Origin of the sequence: Aromatoleum tolulyticum, from assembly GCF_900156155.1 — a bacterium.
Taxonomy (GTDB): domain Bacteria; phylum Pseudomonadota; class Gammaproteobacteria; order Burkholderiales; family Rhodocyclaceae; genus Aromatoleum; species Aromatoleum tolulyticum.
Genome location: NZ_FTMD01000013.1, coordinates 123,880 through 140,193, shown reverse-complemented (window position 1 = coordinate 140,193; position 16,314 = coordinate 123,880). Strand labels below are relative to the sequence as shown.

Annotated in this window: 13 protein-coding genes; 8 read left to right on the top strand and 5 right to left on the bottom strand. The window is 68.0% G+C overall.

Annotated features, from left to right (window positions below; all coding sequences use genetic code 11):
- Positions 1 to 20 precede the first annotated feature (20 nt).
- From BW991_RS18325 to BW991_RS18305, 5 genes are all read left to right on the top strand, one after another.
- Positions 21 to 1,184 (top strand): efflux RND transporter periplasmic adaptor subunit, encoded by a 1,164-nt coding sequence (locus BW991_RS18325; RefSeq protein ID WP_076603564.1) that lies wholly within the window; start codon positions 21 to 23, stop codon positions 1,182 to 1,184.
- Positions 1,185 to 1,192: 8 nt separating this feature from the next.
- Positions 1,193 to 1,885 (top strand): ABC transporter ATP-binding protein, encoded by a 693-nt coding sequence (locus tag BW991_RS18320; protein WP_076603563.1) that lies wholly within the window; start codon positions 1,193 to 1,195, stop codon positions 1,883 to 1,885.
- A 1-nt stretch (position 1,886) separates the two neighbouring features.
- Entirely contained in the window at positions 1,887 to 3,095 is a 1,209-nt protein-coding gene (locus tag BW991_RS18315) for an ABC transporter permease (RefSeq protein ID WP_076603562.1), read from the top strand.
- On the top strand, positions 3,092 to 4,291 hold the full coding sequence (locus BW991_RS18310) for an ABC transporter permease (protein ID WP_076603561.1): 1,200 nt from the start codon (positions 3,092 to 3,094) through the stop codon (positions 4,289 to 4,291). Before BW991_RS18315 ends, BW991_RS18310 begins: the two co-directional genes overlap by 4 nt.
- Positions 4,292 to 4,424: 133 nt before the next feature.
- Positions 4,425 to 4,730 carry a hypothetical protein gene (locus tag BW991_RS18305; RefSeq protein ID WP_076603560.1) on the top strand — a complete coding sequence of 102 codons (306 nt, stop codon included), beginning with the start codon at positions 4,425 to 4,427 and terminating at the stop codon, positions 4,728 to 4,730.
- Here BW991_RS18305 and BW991_RS18300 read toward each other — a convergent pair.
- Positions 4,674 to 6,110: a pseudouridine synthase gene (locus BW991_RS18300; RefSeq protein ID WP_244551755.1), complete on the bottom strand. Its 1,437-nt coding sequence runs from the start codon at positions 6,108 to 6,110 to the stop codon at positions 4,674 to 4,676. The two genes, BW991_RS18305 and BW991_RS18300, sit on opposite strands and share 57 nt — an antisense overlap.
- 278 nt (positions 6,111 to 6,388) lie before the next feature.
- On the opposite strand from BW991_RS18300, the gene BW991_RS18295 reads away from it, so the two are divergent.
- On the top strand, positions 6,389 to 7,120 hold the full coding sequence (locus tag BW991_RS18295; RefSeq protein WP_224793076.1) for an IclR family transcriptional regulator: 732 nt from the start codon (positions 6,389 to 6,391) through the stop codon (positions 7,118 to 7,120).
- A 42-nt stretch (positions 7,121 to 7,162) separates the two neighbouring features.
- Here BW991_RS18295 and BW991_RS18290 read toward each other — a convergent pair whose 3' ends face one another.
- From BW991_RS18290 to BW991_RS18280, 3 genes are all read right to left on the bottom strand, one after another.
- Positions 7,163 to 8,245: a serine hydrolase gene (locus BW991_RS18290; RefSeq protein ID WP_076603558.1), complete on the bottom strand. Its 1,083-nt coding sequence runs from the start codon at positions 8,243 to 8,245 to the stop codon at positions 7,163 to 7,165.
- 178 nt (positions 8,246 to 8,423) lie between these two features.
- Positions 8,424 to 9,554, bottom strand: a complete 1,131-nt coding sequence (locus BW991_RS18285; RefSeq protein ID WP_076603557.1) for a patatin-like phospholipase family protein — start codon at positions 9,552 to 9,554, stop codon at positions 8,424 to 8,426.
- Between the two features lie 96 nt (positions 9,555 to 9,650).
- Complete coding sequence (locus BW991_RS18280; protein WP_076603556.1) at positions 9,651 to 11,927, bottom strand: NADP-dependent malic enzyme; 2,277 nt, start codon at positions 11,925 to 11,927, stop codon at positions 9,651 to 9,653.
- Between the two features lie 333 nt (positions 11,928 to 12,260).
- Between BW991_RS18280 and BW991_RS18275 the strand changes: the two genes are divergently transcribed.
- Both BW991_RS18275 and BW991_RS18270 read left to right on the top strand, forming a co-directional pair.
- On the top strand, positions 12,261 to 14,108 hold the full coding sequence (locus tag BW991_RS18275) for a phosphoenolpyruvate carboxykinase (GTP) (RefSeq protein ID WP_076603555.1): 1,848 nt from the start codon (positions 12,261 to 12,263) through the stop codon (positions 14,106 to 14,108).
- Positions 14,109 to 14,215: 107 nt separating this feature from the next.
- Complete coding sequence (locus tag BW991_RS18270) at positions 14,216 to 15,376, top strand: pyridoxal phosphate-dependent aminotransferase (protein WP_076603554.1); 1,161 nt, start codon at positions 14,216 to 14,218, stop codon at positions 15,374 to 15,376.
- A gap of 49 nt (positions 15,377 to 15,425) precedes the next feature.
- On the opposite strand, the gene BW991_RS18265 is transcribed toward BW991_RS18270, so the two are convergent.
- Positions 15,426 to 16,154, bottom strand: a complete 729-nt coding sequence (locus BW991_RS18265; protein ID WP_076603553.1) for a transglycosylase SLT domain-containing protein — start codon at positions 16,152 to 16,154, stop codon at positions 15,426 to 15,428.
- Between the last annotated feature and the right edge of the window lie 160 nt (positions 16,155 to 16,314).

Below are 16,314 nucleotides of genomic sequence, written 5' to 3'. Positions count from 1 at the left end.
GGAAACCGCGCAGGAGCCTCATGAAACCCTTCGTCCGACGCAGCCTGATCGCCTTCGTCGTCCTCGCCCTGATTGCCGCAGGGATCTGGTGGTTCACCCGCCCGAAGCCCATCCCGGTGCGCCTCGTCGAGGTCGCACGCGGCACGGTCGAGGCGACGCTGTCGAACACGCGTGCAGGGGAGATCGAGGCCTGCCAGCGCACGAAGCTGTCGACGATCATCGGCGGGCGCATCGACTACCTCGGCGTCAAGGAAGGCGACCACGTGCAGGCGGGCCAGGTGCTGTTGCGGCTGTGGAGCGAGGATCAGGAAGCGCGCCTGACGGTGAATCGCGCGCAGCTCGAGACGGCGCGCAAGCGCGTGCAGGAAGCCTGTGCGCAGGCCGACAACGCCGAGCGGGAGGCGGCTCGCCAGGACGAGCTGTTCCAGCGCAAGTTCGTCTCCGCCTCGCGCGTCGAGCAGGCACGCACCGAGGCGCGCGCAAGGCGCGCCGCGTGTGACACCACGCGCGCCGACACGCGCACGGCCGAGGCGCAGATCACCGCGACCTCGACCGACCGCCAGCGCACGGTGCTGATCGCGCCCTTCGCCGGCACCGTCGCGAAGATCACCGGCGAACTCGGCGAATACTCCACGCCGTCGCCGCCGGGCGTGCCGACACCGCCCGCGATCGACCTCATCGACGATAGCTGTCTGTACGTGAAGGCGCCGATGGACGAGATCGACGCCCCCAAGATCCATCCCGACCAGCGGACGCGCGTGACGCTCGACGCCCTGCCCGGCAAGGTCTTCGAGGCACGCGTGAAGCGCATCGCGCCTTACATCACGGCAGTCGAGAAGCAGGCGCGCACGGTCGAGGTCGATATCGACTTCGTCAATCCCGAGGAAGCCAAGGGCCTGCTCGTCGGCTACAGCGCCGACGCCGAGATCGTGCTGGCGGTGCGCGAGAACACGCTGCGCGTGCCGACTTCGACTTTGCGCGAAGGCAATCGCGTGCTGCTCTACCGCGCCGATGACGGCAGGCTGGAGGAGCGCGTGATCAAGGCCGGCGTCGCGAACTGGGAATTCACCGAGGTGCTCGAAGGCCTCGCCGAAGGCGACCGCATCGCCGCCTCGCTCGAACGCGAAGGGGTGAAGGCCGGCGCCCGCGTGCGGCCGGAAGACGGAACCGGGGCCTCGCGCTGAGGGCGGCGATGGCGCAGATCGAACTCTCGGGCATCGAGCGCATCTTCAAGCTCGGCGACAGCGAGGTCCATGCGCTGCACGAACTGAGCGTGTCGATCGAGTGCGGCGAGTACGTCGCCGTGATGGGCCCGTCGGGCTCGGGCAAGTCGACCCTGCTGAACCTGCTGGGTCTGCTCGACCGCCCCAACGCCGGCACCTACCGTCTCGAGGGGCGCGACGTCACGACGCTCTCGCCGGACGAACAGGCCGAGGTGCGCCGTACCCGCATCGGCTTCGTGTTCCAGAGCTTCCATCTGGTGCCGCGCCTGACGGCCGCCGAGAACATCGCGCTGCCGCTGATGCTCGCCGGCATCCCGCCGGCCGAACGCCATACGCGGGTGGCGCAGGCGCTAAAGGACTTCGGCCTGGAGCCGCGCGCAAGCCACCGCCCGGAGGAACTGTCGGGCGGCCAGCGCCAGCGCGTCGCGATCGCGCGAGCGACGATCATGCGCCCGGCGGTGATCCTCGCCGACGAACCGACCGGCAACCTCGACCGCACGACCGGACAGGACGTCACGCACCTGCTCGAAGAGCTCAACGCTTCGGGCGTCACGCTGATCGTCGTCACCCACGACCCGGTCATGGGCGGACGCGCCCGCCGGCGGCTGATGATGGAAGACGGCCGCCTGCTGCAGGACGTCCGCGAGCCCGCACCGGCATGACATGACGCCCGCCGACACGCTCCGCTTCGCGACCCGCGCCGCCACCGGTTACCCGCTGCGCACCGCGCTGATGGTGCTGGCGATGTCGATCGGTGTGGCTGCGGTGGTTATCCTGACCGCGCTCGGCGACGGCGCGCGGCGCTACGTCGTGAATGAATTCTCCGCCCTCGGCAGCAATCTCGTGATCGTGCTCCCCGGACGCACCGCCACGGGCGGCTTCGGGCTCGGCAACCTCATCACCAGCACGCCGCGCGATCTCACCGTGCGCGACGCCGAAGCGCTGCTGCGCGCCCCTCTGGTCACCCGCATGGCGCCGCTGTCGGTCGGCAATTCCGAGATCGCCTACGGCGGACGGCTGCGCGAGGCGATGGTCGTGGGCACCAACGGCGACTACGTCGACATCCGCGCCTTCCGCATGGCCGAAGGCAGCTTCCTGCCCCGCGAGGACCTCGGCCGCGCCTCGGCGGTCGCGGTGCTCGGCACGAAGCTGCGCGAAGAGCTCTTCGGCAGCGAACCGGCCGTCGGTCGCATGGTTCGCGTCGGCGACCGGCGCCTGCGCGTGATCGGCGTGCTCGGCAAGACCGGCCAGGGGCTGGGCATGAACACCGACGAGCTGGTGTTCATGCCGGTCGCCACCGCGCAGGCGATGTTCAACACCAACAACCTCTTCCGCATCATCGTCGAGGCGCGCAGCCGCGAAGCGATCGGCCCGGCGAAGCAGCAACTCGAGGACATCATGCGCCTGCGCCGCGAAGGCGAGCTCGACGTCACGCTGATCACGCAGGACGCGGTGCTCGGCACCTTCGACCGCATCCTCGGCGCACTGACGATGGCCGTCGCGGGGATCGCCGCGATCAGCCTCGCCGTCGCCGGCATCCTGGTGATGAACGTGATGCTCGTCGCGGTCACGCAGCGCACCGCCGAGATCGGACTGCTCAAGGCGCTCGGGGCCACCGGCCGCAACATCCGCCTCGCCTTCCTCACCGAGGCCGCTCTGCTGTCGCTCGCCGGCGCGATCACCGGCTACGCGCTCGGCCACCTCGGCGCATGGGGCCTGCGCCTCGCCTTCCCGGTGCTGCCCGCCTGGCCGCCCGACTGGGCCGTGTTCGCCGGCATCGGCACGGCGCTCACCACCGGCATCCTGTTCGGCGTGATGCCCGCCCGGCGCGCCGCCCGCCTCGACCCCGTGCAGGCCTTGTCCCGGCGATGAACCTGCGCGACTTCATCCAGCTCGCGCTGCGCTCGCTGCTCGCCCACCGCCTGCGCAGCTTCCTTACGTTGCTGGGCATTGGCGTCGGCATTGCCGCGGTGATCCTGCTGACGTCCATTGGCGAGGGCCTGCACCGCTTCGTGCTCAACGAGTTCACGCAGTTCGGCACCAACATCATCGAGATCACGCCGGGCCGCCAAGGCACGCGCGGCGGCCCGCCGGGGCTTCCGAGCACCGCGCGCCAGCTCACCCTCGACGACGCGCTGGCGCTCGAACGCCTGCCCCACATCACCGGCGTAACGCCCATCGTGTGGGGCAACTCCGACGTCGAGGGCGGCGGCCGTGTGCGCCGTACCAGCGTGTATGGCGTCGGCCCCGAGATGCAGCGCATCTTCGCGATGCAGGTGCGCATCGGCCGCTTCCTGCCGCCCGACGATCCGACCGGCGCACGCGCCTTCGTCGTGCTCGGCGCCAAGCTCAAGAACGAACTCTTCGGCAGCGCCAACGCGCTGGGCGAACGCCTGCGCATCGGCGGCGAACGCTACCGCGTGATCGGCGTGATGGAGGAAAAGGGCCAGTTCCTCGGCGTCGACCTCGACGACACCGCCTACATCCCGACCTCGCGCGCGCTGTCGCTCTACAACCGCGAAGGCCTGATGGAGATCAACGTCACCTACGAGGAAGCGGTGCCGGCGTCGCTGGTCGCGGCGGACATCCGCAAGGTGCTCGTCGCCCGCCACGGCCAGGACGACGTCACGCTGACGACGCAGGAAGACATGCTCGCGCGCCTGTCGAACATCCTCGACATCCTCACCGCCGCGGTCGGCGCGCTCGGCGGCATCTCGCTGCTGGTCGGCGCCGTCGGCATCGTCACGATCATGACGATCGCGGTCACCGAGCGCACCAACGAGATCGGGCTGCTCGTCGCCATCGGCGCACGGCGGGCCACGATCCTGCGTCTCTTCCTCGCCGAGGCCGTCACCCTCGCCGCCATCGGCGGCGTGCTCGGACTGGTCGTCGGCGCGGGCGCAGCCCAACTCGTCGGCCTGCTCGTGCCGGCCCTGCCGGTCCATACGCCATGGCATTTCGTCGTTATCGCGGAAGCGCTCGCAGTGACGATCGGACTTGTCGCCGGCGTGCTTCCCGCGATCCGCGCGGCGCGCCTCGATGCGGTCGAAGCGCTACGCGCGGAATAACCATTTGTGCAACGCGGGATTTCTTGAGCCAGATCAATTCCGCGCAATTCGGGCCGGCACCCCTAACCAATGCTGGCTAGATTGAAAGTACAAGAATCCCCTCTTTCCGCATAACCGCTTCAAGGAGTTCGTCATGACATTCCTCGACTCTCCCATCGGCCGCTGCGAGGCGGTCCGGGAAATGGTGCTGCTGGATGAAACGCAGAAGGAGTGCGCCCGCGAGCACGGCTGTCCTGAGGGGCGCGACTGCCCGCTGAAAGGCTGGTTTACCGAACAGTCCGGAGTCAGCGATCCGGCCAGTCTGCCGGTCAGACGCGCTGCCAAACGCCGCCGCAGCCCCGCGACGGTGAAAGCCGCCCCCGTGAAGATGCGGGCGAAGGAGTCAAAACCCCTCGTCTTCGCGCAGAAAGCGCCATTGCCCGAGCGGAAGGTCGCCTAGCCGGATCCGCCCGATCCGGATGCGCTTGAGGCCGACCACCTTCAGGCCGACCAGCTCGCACATGCGCCGGATCTGACGCTTGCGGCCTTCGCGCAGCACGAAGCGCAGCTGATCCTCGTTGATCCACTCGACCTTGGCGCGCCGCAGCTTGCGGCCGTCGAGCTCGAGGCCGTGGTTCAGCAGCGCGAGTCCGTGCTCGTCGAGCGAACCCTCGACGCGCACGAGGTATTCCTTGTCCACCTCCGAGTCGTCGCCGATCAGCTGGCGCGCGATGCGGCCGTCCTGCGTCAGCACGAGCAGGCCGGTCGAGTCGATATCGAGGCGTCCGGCCGGCGCGAGGCCCTTGAGGTGCGAAAAGTCGAAGGTCTGGGCGGTGTCGCGGTCGAACTGGTTGCCGGCACCGATCAGCGACACGGCCGGCTCGTAGCCGGGCTCGGGTTGCCCCGACACGTAGCCGACCGGCTTGTGCAACAGGATCGTCACGCGCTCCGACTGGCGCCGGCGCGCCTGCGGCGCGAGCGTGATCTCCGCGTTCGGGTCGATGCGCGTGCCGAGCTCCGACACCCGCTGGCCATCCACGAGCACCCAGCCACGCTCGATGAAGCCGTCGGCCTCGCGGCGCGAGCACAGGCCGCGCTCGGACATCACCTTCGACAGGCGCACGCCTTCGGCCGCGGCCGTCGGCGCCGCCTCGGCACGGGCTGCCGGTCGTGCGGCGACGGGGCGATCGTCGCGGCGAGCGACGGGAGCACGAGGGGCCGGAGCAGCCGGCTTAGCTGCCGGCTTGCGCACCGGGCGCTCTCCTCCCGGCGTCGTGCGCGGCTGATCGCCATCCTTGCGCGGACGGCGTTCGGCGCCCGCCACACCGGCCGCGTTCGGACGCTCCGGTTTGCGCACCGGGCGCTCTCCTCCGGGCGTCGTGCGCGGCTGATCGCCATCCTTGCGCGGACGGCGTTCGGCGCCCGCCACACCGGCCGCGTTCGGACGCTCCGGTTTGCGCACCGGGCGCTCTCCTCCGGGCGTCGTGCGCGGCTGATCGCCATCCTTGCGCGGACGGCGTTCGGCACCCGCCACACCGGCCGCCTTCGGACGCTCCGGCCTGCGCCCGCGCCCGGTCTCTTCCGCGCGCGCCGCTTCCGGTGGCCGGCCGGCCTTGCCGCCGCGCGCCTTTCCCTGCGCCTCGCCCTCAAGCGCCCGCGTCGCCGCGACCGTCTTCGCATAACCGGGCTGGAAGCGCGCACGCACGCCGGCCCGACGCGCCCCCTCGACGACGGGTGCCTCGCCCTGGCGTTTCACGCCCAGCGTGCGGCGCGGCGCGTCGGCAGCATCTTCCTGTGCGGGGACATCGCCGGGCGTGCCGGCTTCCTTCGAGCGCTTCATGGTGGCAATCCGGTTCGCAGGCGCGCCCGCGCGCAGCGCGGACGAACCGTTCAAAAAACAATGCCCGGCATCGCCGGGCGCAACGCGTTCCAGTATATCGGCTGCCCGCCGCAGCTTCCAGCGACGCGACGGCTGGCATTGCGGCACACGCCGCGGCATTTCACTAGGCGAAATCACCCCGCGCCGGCTAGAATGCGCGCAACTGCAAATCCCTGACCGACCGCGTGAGCACCAACACCCCCACCGAAACCAAGAATCCGATCCAGGTCGTCGAGCGCATGATGAAGTTGCTCGACGTGCTGGCGCGCCACCCGGACCCGGCTGCGCTCAAGCAGATCGCCCAGGAAACGGGACTGCACCCGTCGACGGCGCACCGCATCCTGAGCGCGATGGCACAGAGCGGTTTCGTCGAACGCGGAGAGGGGGGCACCTATCGCCTGGGGATCCGGCTCCTGGAACTCGGCAGCCTGGTCAAGTCGCGCATCTCGCTGCGCGAAACCGCGATGCCGGCGATGCTCAAGCTGCATGCGGCCACCGGGGAGAGCGTGAACCTCGGCATCCGCGACGGCGACGAGATCGTCTATGTCGAGCGGACCTCCAGCGGCCGCTCCGCGGTGCGCGTCGTGCACATCGTCGGCGCGCGCGCCCCGCTCCACACGACCGCGACCGGCAAGCTCTTCCTCGTCGAGGACGGCATGGACCGCGTGCGCGAGTACGGCCGGCGCACCGGCCTGCCCGGATCGACGCCGGCCTCGATCACCGAGATCGGCGCCCTCGAGAAGGAGCTCGACAAAGTCCGCCGCCACGGCGTGGCTTTCGACCTGGAAGAGGTGGAGATCGGCGTGCGCTGCATCGCCGCTGGGGTGCGCGACGACAGCGGCGAACTGATCGCCGGCCTGTCGGTGTCCACCCCGTCGGAGCGCTTCAACCCCGACCGCGCGCCCCTCGTGCGCGAGGCGGCGGACGAGATTTCACGCGCGCTGGGCTACGTCAGGCGCACCGCACGCTGAATACCGCCCCGGCGCTGCCGGGGCGCGCACGTTCACGATCCCTCAGATGTTTTCCTTCCCGGCAGCCGTCGCCACACGCTGCGGGCCGGCGGCTTCGAGCCATTTCTTGATGCGCACGGCGTCCGCGGTGCGCGAGTAGCGCCCGTCCGAATCCATCAGCACGATGATCACCGGCTGCTTCAACAGCCACGCCTGCATCACGAGGCAGCGGCCCGCCTCACGGATGTAGCCGGTCTTCGATACGCCGATCTCCCAGTCCGGGCTGCGCACCAGCGAGTTGGTGTTGCCGAAGCGGTGCATGCGCGAGCCGATCTGCACGTAACGCTCGGAGGTCGTCGTGAACTCGCGGATCAGCGGGTAGGTTGCCGCCGCGGAGACCATGCGCGCGAGATCGTGTGGACTCGACACGTTTTCCGGCGTCAGCCCGGTCGGATCGCTGAAATGGGTTTCCGTCAGGCCGATCATGCGCGCCTTGACGTTCATCGCCGCGACGAAAGCGGCCTCGCCGCCCGGATAGTGACGCGCGAGCGCGGAGGCGGCACGGTTTTCCGACGACATCAGCGCGAGATGCAGCATCTCCTCGCGCGTCAGGCGCGTACCCAGCGACAGGCGCGAACCGGTGCCCTTGAGCATGTCGATGTCGCCTTCGGAGATCGCGATTTCCTCGGCGAGGCTCTGACCGGCATCGAGCACGACCATCGCCGTCATCAGCTTGGTGATCGAGGCAATGGGCAACACGGAGTCACTCTTCCTCTCGAGGATCACGTGACCGGTGTTCTGGTTCATGACGAGGAAGGCCGACGAGCGCAGGTGCGGCAGACCCGCGGCGTCGAGCTGCAGCGGCGTGTTGTCGATCGATGCTTCGGGGATCACGGGCTCGCGGCGCAGCGAAACCTTGATGCGGCGCGCTTCCTGTCGCGCAACCGCCTTGCGGGTGACGCGCTTTGTCACCGTTTTTTTCGCGGGAACACTGACGGAGCGTCTGGTGGACTTCTTGACGGTCTTCGTCGCGGTTCCTTCGGAACCAGACGCGGCCGCCCTCGTGGCGGCCGAAGCGGGGAGACTCCAGCCCGCCTGCATCATCGCGAGACTGATCATCGCGATCGCCAGATTACGGAATTTCATCTTGTGGCCTGAAACAAAAGAAACAATAAGGGGGAAAACGCTGGACCCATTACTATTCTTATACAGATTAAGCAGATATCAAGTCTTTTTGAAGTATTCCACGAAAAATTTCTTACATCGCGTCACACGTTCATCCAAGTCAATAGTTTAGATGACCCTGCGTCAGGGATGGAGACCGTTACACACGGAGAAATGCCTCGACTTCGCTGCGCCGGTCCATCGTGTCCTTGTAACCGAGCTCCAGCAGCGCCTGCGTGAACGGCGGCTCGAACAGCAGGTAGGACAGCAGCGTCGAACCGTCGCGCCGCATCGCGCCGACGCCGCGCAACACGGTACGCAGCGCGAGCGGAAGGCTGTCGCGATTCCGTCCTGCGATCGCGTCGAGACGCTGCGACGGCGAGATCACCAGCGTTTCGATGGGCCGCAGGTAGATGCCCGCCGCCGCGCGCTGCTCGGGACTCATCGCGCCCGCCGTGATGTTGATGCGCTGGAGCCGCTCGAGGTCCACCGACAGGCCGTCGAGGAAGATGCTCGACAAGGCGTGGCCGGCGATCTGCGCGAGAGAGGGGTAGCCTTCCGTGCGCTGACGCCCCTCTTCGACCAGACGCCCCGAACCGATCACGAGGATGCGGTCCGCGCCAAGGTGGATTGCGGGACTGATCGGGGCGAGCTGGCGCATGGAGCCGTCACCGAACCATTCGCGGTTGATGCGCACCGGGGGAAACACGAAGGGAATCGCGCTCGTCGCCAGCAGATGATCGACGCCGATCGAAGTGCGCACGCCCAGCCGCTGCATGCGCCGCCAGGCCTGCACTTCCGGCACGGCCTCGAAGAAGGCCAGGCTCTCGCCGGACGAATAGCCCGACGCCGCCACGCTCACCGCGTGCAGGTGTCCCTGCTCGATGCTGCGGCCGATGGCGGAAAAATCCAGCACTTCGGTGAGCAGGCGGCGCAGTGGAGAATTGTCGAGCAGCGAGCCCGGCGTCTGGCGCACCGCCCAGCCCAGCGTCAGCGCGGAAGCCCAGCGCAAGCCGGTCGCGAGCAGCGCCGCGGCGTCGGCGCGGTACACCTGGTCGACGTGGAACTGCCGCCAGATGCGCGCGAGCATGCGCACGCCACGGTTGAAGTCGCCGGCAAACACCGCCAGCGCGACCGCATTGATGCCGCCCGCCGAGGTGCCGCACAGGATGGGAAACGGATTGCCCGCGCGGCGTCCGCGGATCTCGCGGATCGCCGACAGCACACCGACCTGGTAGGCGGCGCGTGCGCCGCCTCCCGTCAGTACCAGCGCAGCCTTGCCTTCAGCCATGCAGCCTCCGGTCGCTTGCGGACACTTCCGGGAAATCATGCCACGCGGGCACCCGGCCGGGGAAGACCGGCGCCCGCGTTTTCACTGCAAGCCGCGTCAGAACTTGCGCTGCGCCGCTTCAACCGCCGTGAGGGCGGTCATGTTGACGATGCGGCGCACCGTCGCCGAGGGCGTCAGGATATGCACCGGACGCGCCGCGCCGAGCAGGATCGGACCGACCGTCATTCCTTCGCCCGCTGCGGTCTTGAGCAGATTGAAGGCAATGTTGGCGGCATCCAGCGTCGGGAAGATCAACAGGTTGGCGGCATCGCGCATGCGCGCGTTGGGGAAGATGCGCAGGCGCAGCTCGGCGTCGAGCGCTGCATCGCCGTGCATCTCGCCCTCGACCTCGAGCCCCGGATGACGTTCGTGCAGCAGGCGCAATGCGGCGCGCATCTTCTCGGCGGTCGGCGAATCGGCACTGCCGAAGGACGAATGCGACAGCAGCGCAACCTTCGGCGTCATGCCGAAGCGCGACATCTCCTCGGCCGCCAGCAGCGTCATCTCGACGAGCTGTTCCGGCGACGGGTCATAGTTGATGTAGGTGTCGGCGAGGAACAGCGTGCGTTCGGGCAGGTTCACGACGTTGAGCGCGTAGCAGTGCTTCACGCCCTCGCGCCGGCCGATGACCTTCTCGATGAAGTCGAGGTGCAGCCGGTGCATGCCGTAGGTGCCGCAGATCAGGCCGTCGCCATAGCCCTGCTTGAGCAGCAGCGCGCCGATGAGCGTCGTGCGGCGGCGCACTTCCTTCTTCGCGTACTCGACCGACACGCCCTGGCGCTCCATCAGGCCGTGGTAGTAGGTCCACAGCTCCTTGAAGCGCGGATCCGAGTCCTGGTTCACGAGCTCGAAATCCTGCTCCGGGCGGATGCGCAGGCCGAAGCGCTCGATATTGGCGGTGACGACCTCGGGCCGGCCGATCAGGATCGGGCGCGCCAGGCCTTCGTCGACCACCGTCTGCACCGCGCGCAGCACGCGCTCCGACTCGCCCTCGGCGAAGATGATGCGCTGGCCCGTGCCACGCGCTGCCGCGAACACCGGCTTCATGATGAGGCCCGAATGCCACACGAAGTTGTTGAGCTGGGTGCGGTAGGCGTCCCAGTCGGTGATCGGACGCGTCGCGACGCCGGAGGCCATGCCGGCCGCCGCGACCGCCGGGGCGATCTTGACGATCAGGCGCGGGTCGAAGGGGCGCGGAATGATGTACTCGGGACCGAAGCCCGACACCTTCTCGCCGTAGGCGGCGGCAACGATGTCGCTCTGCTCGGCGCGCGCGAGTTCGGCGATCGCCTTGACGGCGGCGAGCTGCATCTCGTCGGTGATCGTGGTCGCGCCGACGTCGAGCGCGCCGCGGAAGATGAAGGGGAAGCACAGCACGTTGTTGACCTGGTTCGGATAGTCCGAACGGCCCGTCGCGATGATCGCGTCGTCGCGCACCGACTTCACCAGCTCGGGCAGGATCTCCGGCATCGGGTTCGCGAGCGCAAGGATCATCGGCTTCGCCGCCATCTTCGCGACCATCTCGGGCTTGAGCACGCCGCCCGCCGACAACCCGAGGAACACGTCCGCCCCCTCGATGACCTCGGCGAGCTTGCGTGCGCTGGTGGCCTTGGCGTAACGCGCCTTGATCGGGTCCATCAGCACCGTACGGCCTTCATACACGACGCCTTCGAGGTCGGTGACCCAGATGTTCTCGACCGGAATGCCGAGCTTCTCGAGCAGGCCGAGGCAGGCAAGCGCCGCCGCGCCTGCGCCGGAGGTCACGAGCTTGACCTTCTTCAGGTCCTTGCCGAGCAGATGCAGGCCGTTGAGGACCGCTGCGCCGACGACGATCGCGGTGCCGTGCTGGTCGTCATGGAAGACCGGGATCTTCATCCGTTCGCGCAGGCGAGCCTCGATGTAGAAGCATTCCGGCGCCTTGATGTCCTCGAGGTTGATGCCGCCGAAAGTGGGCTCCAGCGCCGCGATCATGTCGATCAGCTTGTCCGGGTCGTTTTCGGCGATCTCGAGGTCGAACACGTCGATGCCGGCGAACTTCTTGAACAGCACGCCCTTGCCTTCCATGACCGGCTTGGCGGCGAGCGGGCCGATGTTGCCCAGGCCCAGCACCGCGGTGCCGTTGGTGACGACACCGATCAGGTTGCTGCGCGCGGTCAGGTTCGCCGCCTCGCCAGGCTCCTCGACGATCGCGTCGCACGCGGCGGCGACGCCCGGCGAATAGGCCAGCGACAGGTCGCGCTGGTTGGAAAGCACTTTGGTGGGGGTGACCGAGATCTTGCCCGGCCGCGGATAGCGGTGATAGTCGAGCGCCGCAGCGCGGATCAATTCGTCCATGTGATGTCCCGTAATTGTTGTAGTCAATCTCTCGCGGCCGTCGCCGACCGTCTCCCGAGGCTGCAATGATGCCGCGGATTGCCGCGGGGAGACAGTCCCGCCGGGGTATGGCGGTACGACCGGGCGCCAGGGGACGAAGAAGCTGTTTTCCGTCGAGCCCGCTGCCGTGGCATAATATTAGGCTCTCGCCGACTGCGGTTTACCCTAGTAGTTTCCGCAACCCCGGCACAACAAGAAGGTCCAAAGGCCCGTTCAAGACCCCGCCAGGACGTGTGGCAGCGAGCTCCAGGTGGGTTACCGCTTTTGCTTCTGCAATCTGGAGAGCTTTTCACCATGACTCAACGCTTGTCCGCCGAGGCCATCCTGGCCGGCGCGCCCGCTTACATCCGCCACGCCGGCCTGAAGAAGTGGGTCGCGGAAATCGCCGCACTGACCGAACCCGACCGGGTTTACTGGTGCGACGGATCGGCCGAGGAATACGACCGCCTGTGCGCCGAAATGGTCGAGGCGGGCATGCTGATCAAGCTCAATCCGGAAAAGCGCAAGAACTCGTACCTCGCGTGGTCCGACCCCTCGGACGTCGCACGCGTCGAAGACCGCACCTACATCTGCTCCAAGAACAAGGACGACGCCGGCCCCACGAACAACTGGGAAGACCCGGCCACGATGCGCGAGACCCTCAACGGCCTGTTCAAGGGCTGCATGCGGGGCCGCACGCTGTACGTGGTGCCGTTCTCGATGGGCCCGCTCGGCTCGCCGATCGCCCACATCGGCGTCGAGATCTCCGACAGCCCCTATGTGGTCACCAACATGCGCACGATGACGCGCATGGGCCGCGCCGTGTATGACGTGCTCGGCACCGACGGCGAATTCGTGCCCTGCGTGCACTCCGTCGGCGCCCCGCTCGGGCCGGGCGAGAAGGATTCGCGCTGGCCGTGCAACCCGGACACCAAGTACATCGTCCACTACCCCGAGACGCGCGAGATCTGGTCCTACGGCTCGGGCTACGGCGGCAACGCGCTGCTGGGCAAGAAGTGCTTCGCGCTGCGCATCGCCTCGACGATGGCGCGCGACGAAGGCTGGCTCGCCGAGCACATGCTGATCCTCGGCGTCGAGTCGCCCGAAGGCGAGAAGACCTACGTCGCGGCGGCCTTCCCGTCGGCCTGCGGCAAGACCAACTTCGCCATGCTGATCCCGCCGAAGTCCTTCAACGGCTGGAAGATCTACACCGTCGGTGACGACATCGCGTGGATCAAGCCGGGCAAGGACGGCAAGTTCTACGCCATCAACCCCGAAGCGGGCTTCTTCGGCGTCGCCCCGGGCACGTCGGAAAAGACCAACTACAACGCGATGGCGACGCTGAAGGAAAACATCATCTTCACCAACGTCGCGCTGACCGACGACGGCGACGTGTGGTGGGAAGGCATGAGCAAGGAAGCTCCCGCGCACCTGATCGACTGGCAGGGCAAGGACTGGACGCCCGAACTGGCCAAGGAAACGGGCCGCAAGGCGGCACACCCGAACTCGCGCTTCACCGCGCCGGCCGAGCAGTGTCCGTCGATCGACCCGAACTGGCAGGATCCGGCCGGCGTGCCGATCTCGGCCTTCATCTTCGGCGGCCGCCGCGCGACCACCGTGCCGCTGGCCTACCAGGCCTTCAACTGGAACTTCGGCGTCTACATGGCGGCGACCCTCGGCTCGGAAACCACCGCCGCCGCCTTCGGCGCGCAGGGCGTGGTGCGTCGCGACCCGTTCGCGATGCTGCCCTTCTGCGGCTACCACATGGGCGACTACTTCAACCACTGGTTGAAGATGGGCCACGTGGTCGAACAGACGCCGAAGATCTTCTGCGTGAACTGGTTCCGCATGAACGAGAAGGGCGAGTTCATGTGGCCGGGCTTCGGCGAGAACATGCGCGTGCTGAAGTGGATCGTCGACCGCGTGCGCGGCCGCATCGGCGCGCAGGAAACCTCGCTCGGCTGGATGCCCAAATTCGAGGACATCGACTGGACCGGTTCCGACGTGACCAAGGAAGAGTTCGAGGCGCTGACCAAGGTCGACGCCGACGCATGGAAGAAGGAACTCGAACTGCACAAGGAATGGTTCGACAAGCTGCAGGATCGCCTGCCGCGCGCGCTGACGCTCAAGCGCGAGATGTTCGAACTGACCCTGTCGGTCTGACCTTCCCGGCCGGCCATGGCCGGCTGAGCCCGCAAAAGCGCCGCGCGTCGGCGCTTTTGTTTTTTCGGTCGCCTACAATTCCACATCGATCGCCCCAAGGACCACGCATGACCCCGCATCTCGCCCGCCGCACCGCCGACATCCAGCCCTTCCACGTGATGGAGCTGCTGCGACGCGCGCGCGAACTCGAGGCGCAGGGGCGTGACATCATCCACATGGAAGTCGGCGAGCCGGACTTCGCGACGCCGCAGCCGATGATCGACGCGGCGACGCGCTTCCTCGCCGGCGGCGACGTGCATTACACCGCAGCCCTCGGTCTGCCGCAGCTGCGCGAGGCCATCGCGCGCTTCTACCACGAGCGTTTCGGTGCGGACGTCGCCCCCGAGCGCATCATCGTCACGCCGGGCGCCTCGGGCGCGCTGATGCTGGCGCTTGCCGCGACGACCGACCCGGGCGACGAGTGGCTCCTGCCCGACCCCGGCTATCCGTCAAACCGCCACCTCGTGCGCAGCTTCGAGGGCGTGCCGCGGGCACTGCCGGTGGGCGCCGCGACGCGCTACCAGCCGACGCCCGATCAGGTCGCGGACGCGTGGACGGCGCGCACGCGCGGCCTGATCGTCGCGAGCCCGTCGAACCCCACCGGCACCCTGCTCGATCAGGCGGAGCTCGCGGCGCTGCGCGCGACGGTGATCGCACGCCAGGGCACGCTGATCGTCGACGAGATCTACCAGGGCCTGACCTACGGCGTCGAAGCGAGCACGGTGCTGAAGTCGATGGACGACGTGTTCGTCGTGAACAGTTTTTCCAAATATTTCGGCATGACCGGCTGGCGCCTCGGCTGGCTGGTCGCGCCGCAGGCCTACGTGCGCGAGATCGAGAAGCTCGCGCAGCATTTCTTCATCTCGCCGTCGACACCGGCGCAGCACGCCGCGCTGGCCGCCTTCGCGCCTGCGACGATCGAGATCCTGGAGGCGCGCCGCAACGAGTTCGCGCTGCGTCGCGACACCCTGCTGCCGGCACTGCGCGAACTCGGCTTCGTCGTCGCAGCGGAGCCGCAGGGGGCGTTCTACATCTACGCCGACATCGCGCGCCTCGCCGACGACAGCGAAGCGCTCGCGCACCGGCTGATCGAGGAAGCCGGCGTGGCGGCGACGCCGGGGCTGGACTTCGGCGACAACCAGCCCCGCCGTCATCTGCGCATCGCCTACACGAACCGTTGCGAACGCCTGCTGGAAGCGGCGGAGCGCATCGCGCGCATGCGCGGCTGAGGAACCGCACGACGCGGCGGGGAGTTCGCCCCGCCGTGGGCGATCAGGATCAGACGCCGGTTTCGGTCTTGGCGCGGGTGGCTGCCGCGAGGAGGCGCTTCTTCATCGCAAGCACCTTGTTCGCGTAGCTCGCGTTCGGATCGCTGAGCGCGCCGCCGTAGTATTGCAGCGCGCTTTGCAGGGTACCGAAGCGCTGCATGCCCTCGACCAGCACCATCGTGCCGACGCGGATGTTGAGCGTGGGATCGAACAGGGCATCCTCGCCGGCGTTGCGGCCGATCTTGTCGAGATGGAAGCGCGGAATCACCTGCATCAATCCCTGCGCGCCCATGTTGCTCTCGGCGAAGGGGTTGAAGCTCGACTCGATCGCCATCACCGCAACGATCAGCAGCGGGTCGATGCCGAGCTTGCGGCCGCTGAGTTCGGCGGCCGTAAGCAGCGGTTCGAGCGTGCGCGTGGAAATCTTGTAGCGCTGCGCGACGAAGTCGCGCACGCCGCGCATCTCGGTCGACAGCCCCGCCGCGGATGCGACGGCCTTTGGACGCGGCGTTGCGACGGGCGCTTGCGCGGCCGGGGCCTGCGCCGTGTCGCTGACTGCAACGGCCGCCGGGGCCCCGACGCCGAGGTCGGCATAGCTGACGGGGTCCTTCAGAAGATAGCCCGCTCCGACGAACGCGACGAGCGCGAAGGCGGTGAGCATCAGACTGCCATGAACGAAATGCACGAAGAACGCGGCCGCGTCGTGAGGCGTGCGGCCAGGACGAGTTGCGTGAGTCATCGGTACCTCCCTGCTGTGACCATGCTCCCCCGACCGAGGCGCCTGCAGCACGCCCAGGCAAACTTCGCCTGTCGGTCGGAAGATCACGTCTTCAGTGGTTGTTCGAGCGTGCGGTCGCAACCAGACCTCACGCCCGGCGGGGACGGGATGCGCTCTGCGG

Excerpts from the sequence above, each read along its gene's own strand:
- BW991_RS18325 (WP_076603564.1), top strand. The coding sequence starts at position 21 with ATGAAACCCTTCGTCCGACGCAGCCTGATCGCCTTCGTCGTCCTCGCC.
- BW991_RS18320 (WP_076603563.1), top strand. The coding sequence starts at position 1,193 with ATGGCGCAGATCGAACTCTCGGGCATCGAGCGCATCTTCAAGCTCGGC.
- BW991_RS18315 (WP_076603562.1), top strand. The coding sequence starts at position 1,887 with ATGACGCCCGCCGACACGCTCCGCTTCGCGACCCGCGCCGCCACCGGT.
- BW991_RS18310 (WP_076603561.1), top strand. The coding sequence starts at position 3,092 with ATGAACCTGCGCGACTTCATCCAGCTCGCGCTGCGCTCGCTGCTCGCC.
- BW991_RS18305 (WP_076603560.1), top strand. The coding sequence starts at position 4,425 with ATGACATTCCTCGACTCTCCCATCGGCCGCTGCGAGGCGGTCCGGGAA.
- BW991_RS18300 (WP_244551755.1), bottom strand. The coding sequence starts at position 6,110 with ATGAAGCGCTCGAAGGAAGCCGGCACGCCCGGCGATGTCCCCGCACAG.
- BW991_RS18295 (WP_224793076.1), top strand. The coding sequence starts at position 6,389 with ATGATGAAGTTGCTCGACGTGCTGGCGCGCCACCCGGACCCGGCTGCG.
- BW991_RS18290 (WP_076603558.1), bottom strand. The coding sequence starts at position 8,245 with ATGAAATTCCGTAATCTGGCGATCGCGATGATCAGTCTCGCGATGATG.
- BW991_RS18285 (WP_076603557.1), bottom strand. The coding sequence starts at position 9,554 with ATGGCTGAAGGCAAGGCTGCGCTGGTACTGACGGGAGGCGGCGCACGC.
- BW991_RS18280 (WP_076603556.1), bottom strand. The coding sequence starts at position 11,927 with ATGGACGAATTGATCCGCGCTGCGGCGCTCGACTATCACCGCTATCCG.
- BW991_RS18275 (WP_076603555.1), top strand. The coding sequence starts at position 12,261 with ATGACTCAACGCTTGTCCGCCGAGGCCATCCTGGCCGGCGCGCCCGCT.
- BW991_RS18270 (WP_076603554.1), top strand. The coding sequence starts at position 14,216 with ATGACCCCGCATCTCGCCCGCCGCACCGCCGACATCCAGCCCTTCCAC.
- BW991_RS18265 (WP_076603553.1), bottom strand. The coding sequence starts at position 16,154 with ATGACTCACGCAACTCGTCCTGGCCGCACGCCTCACGACGCGGCCGCG.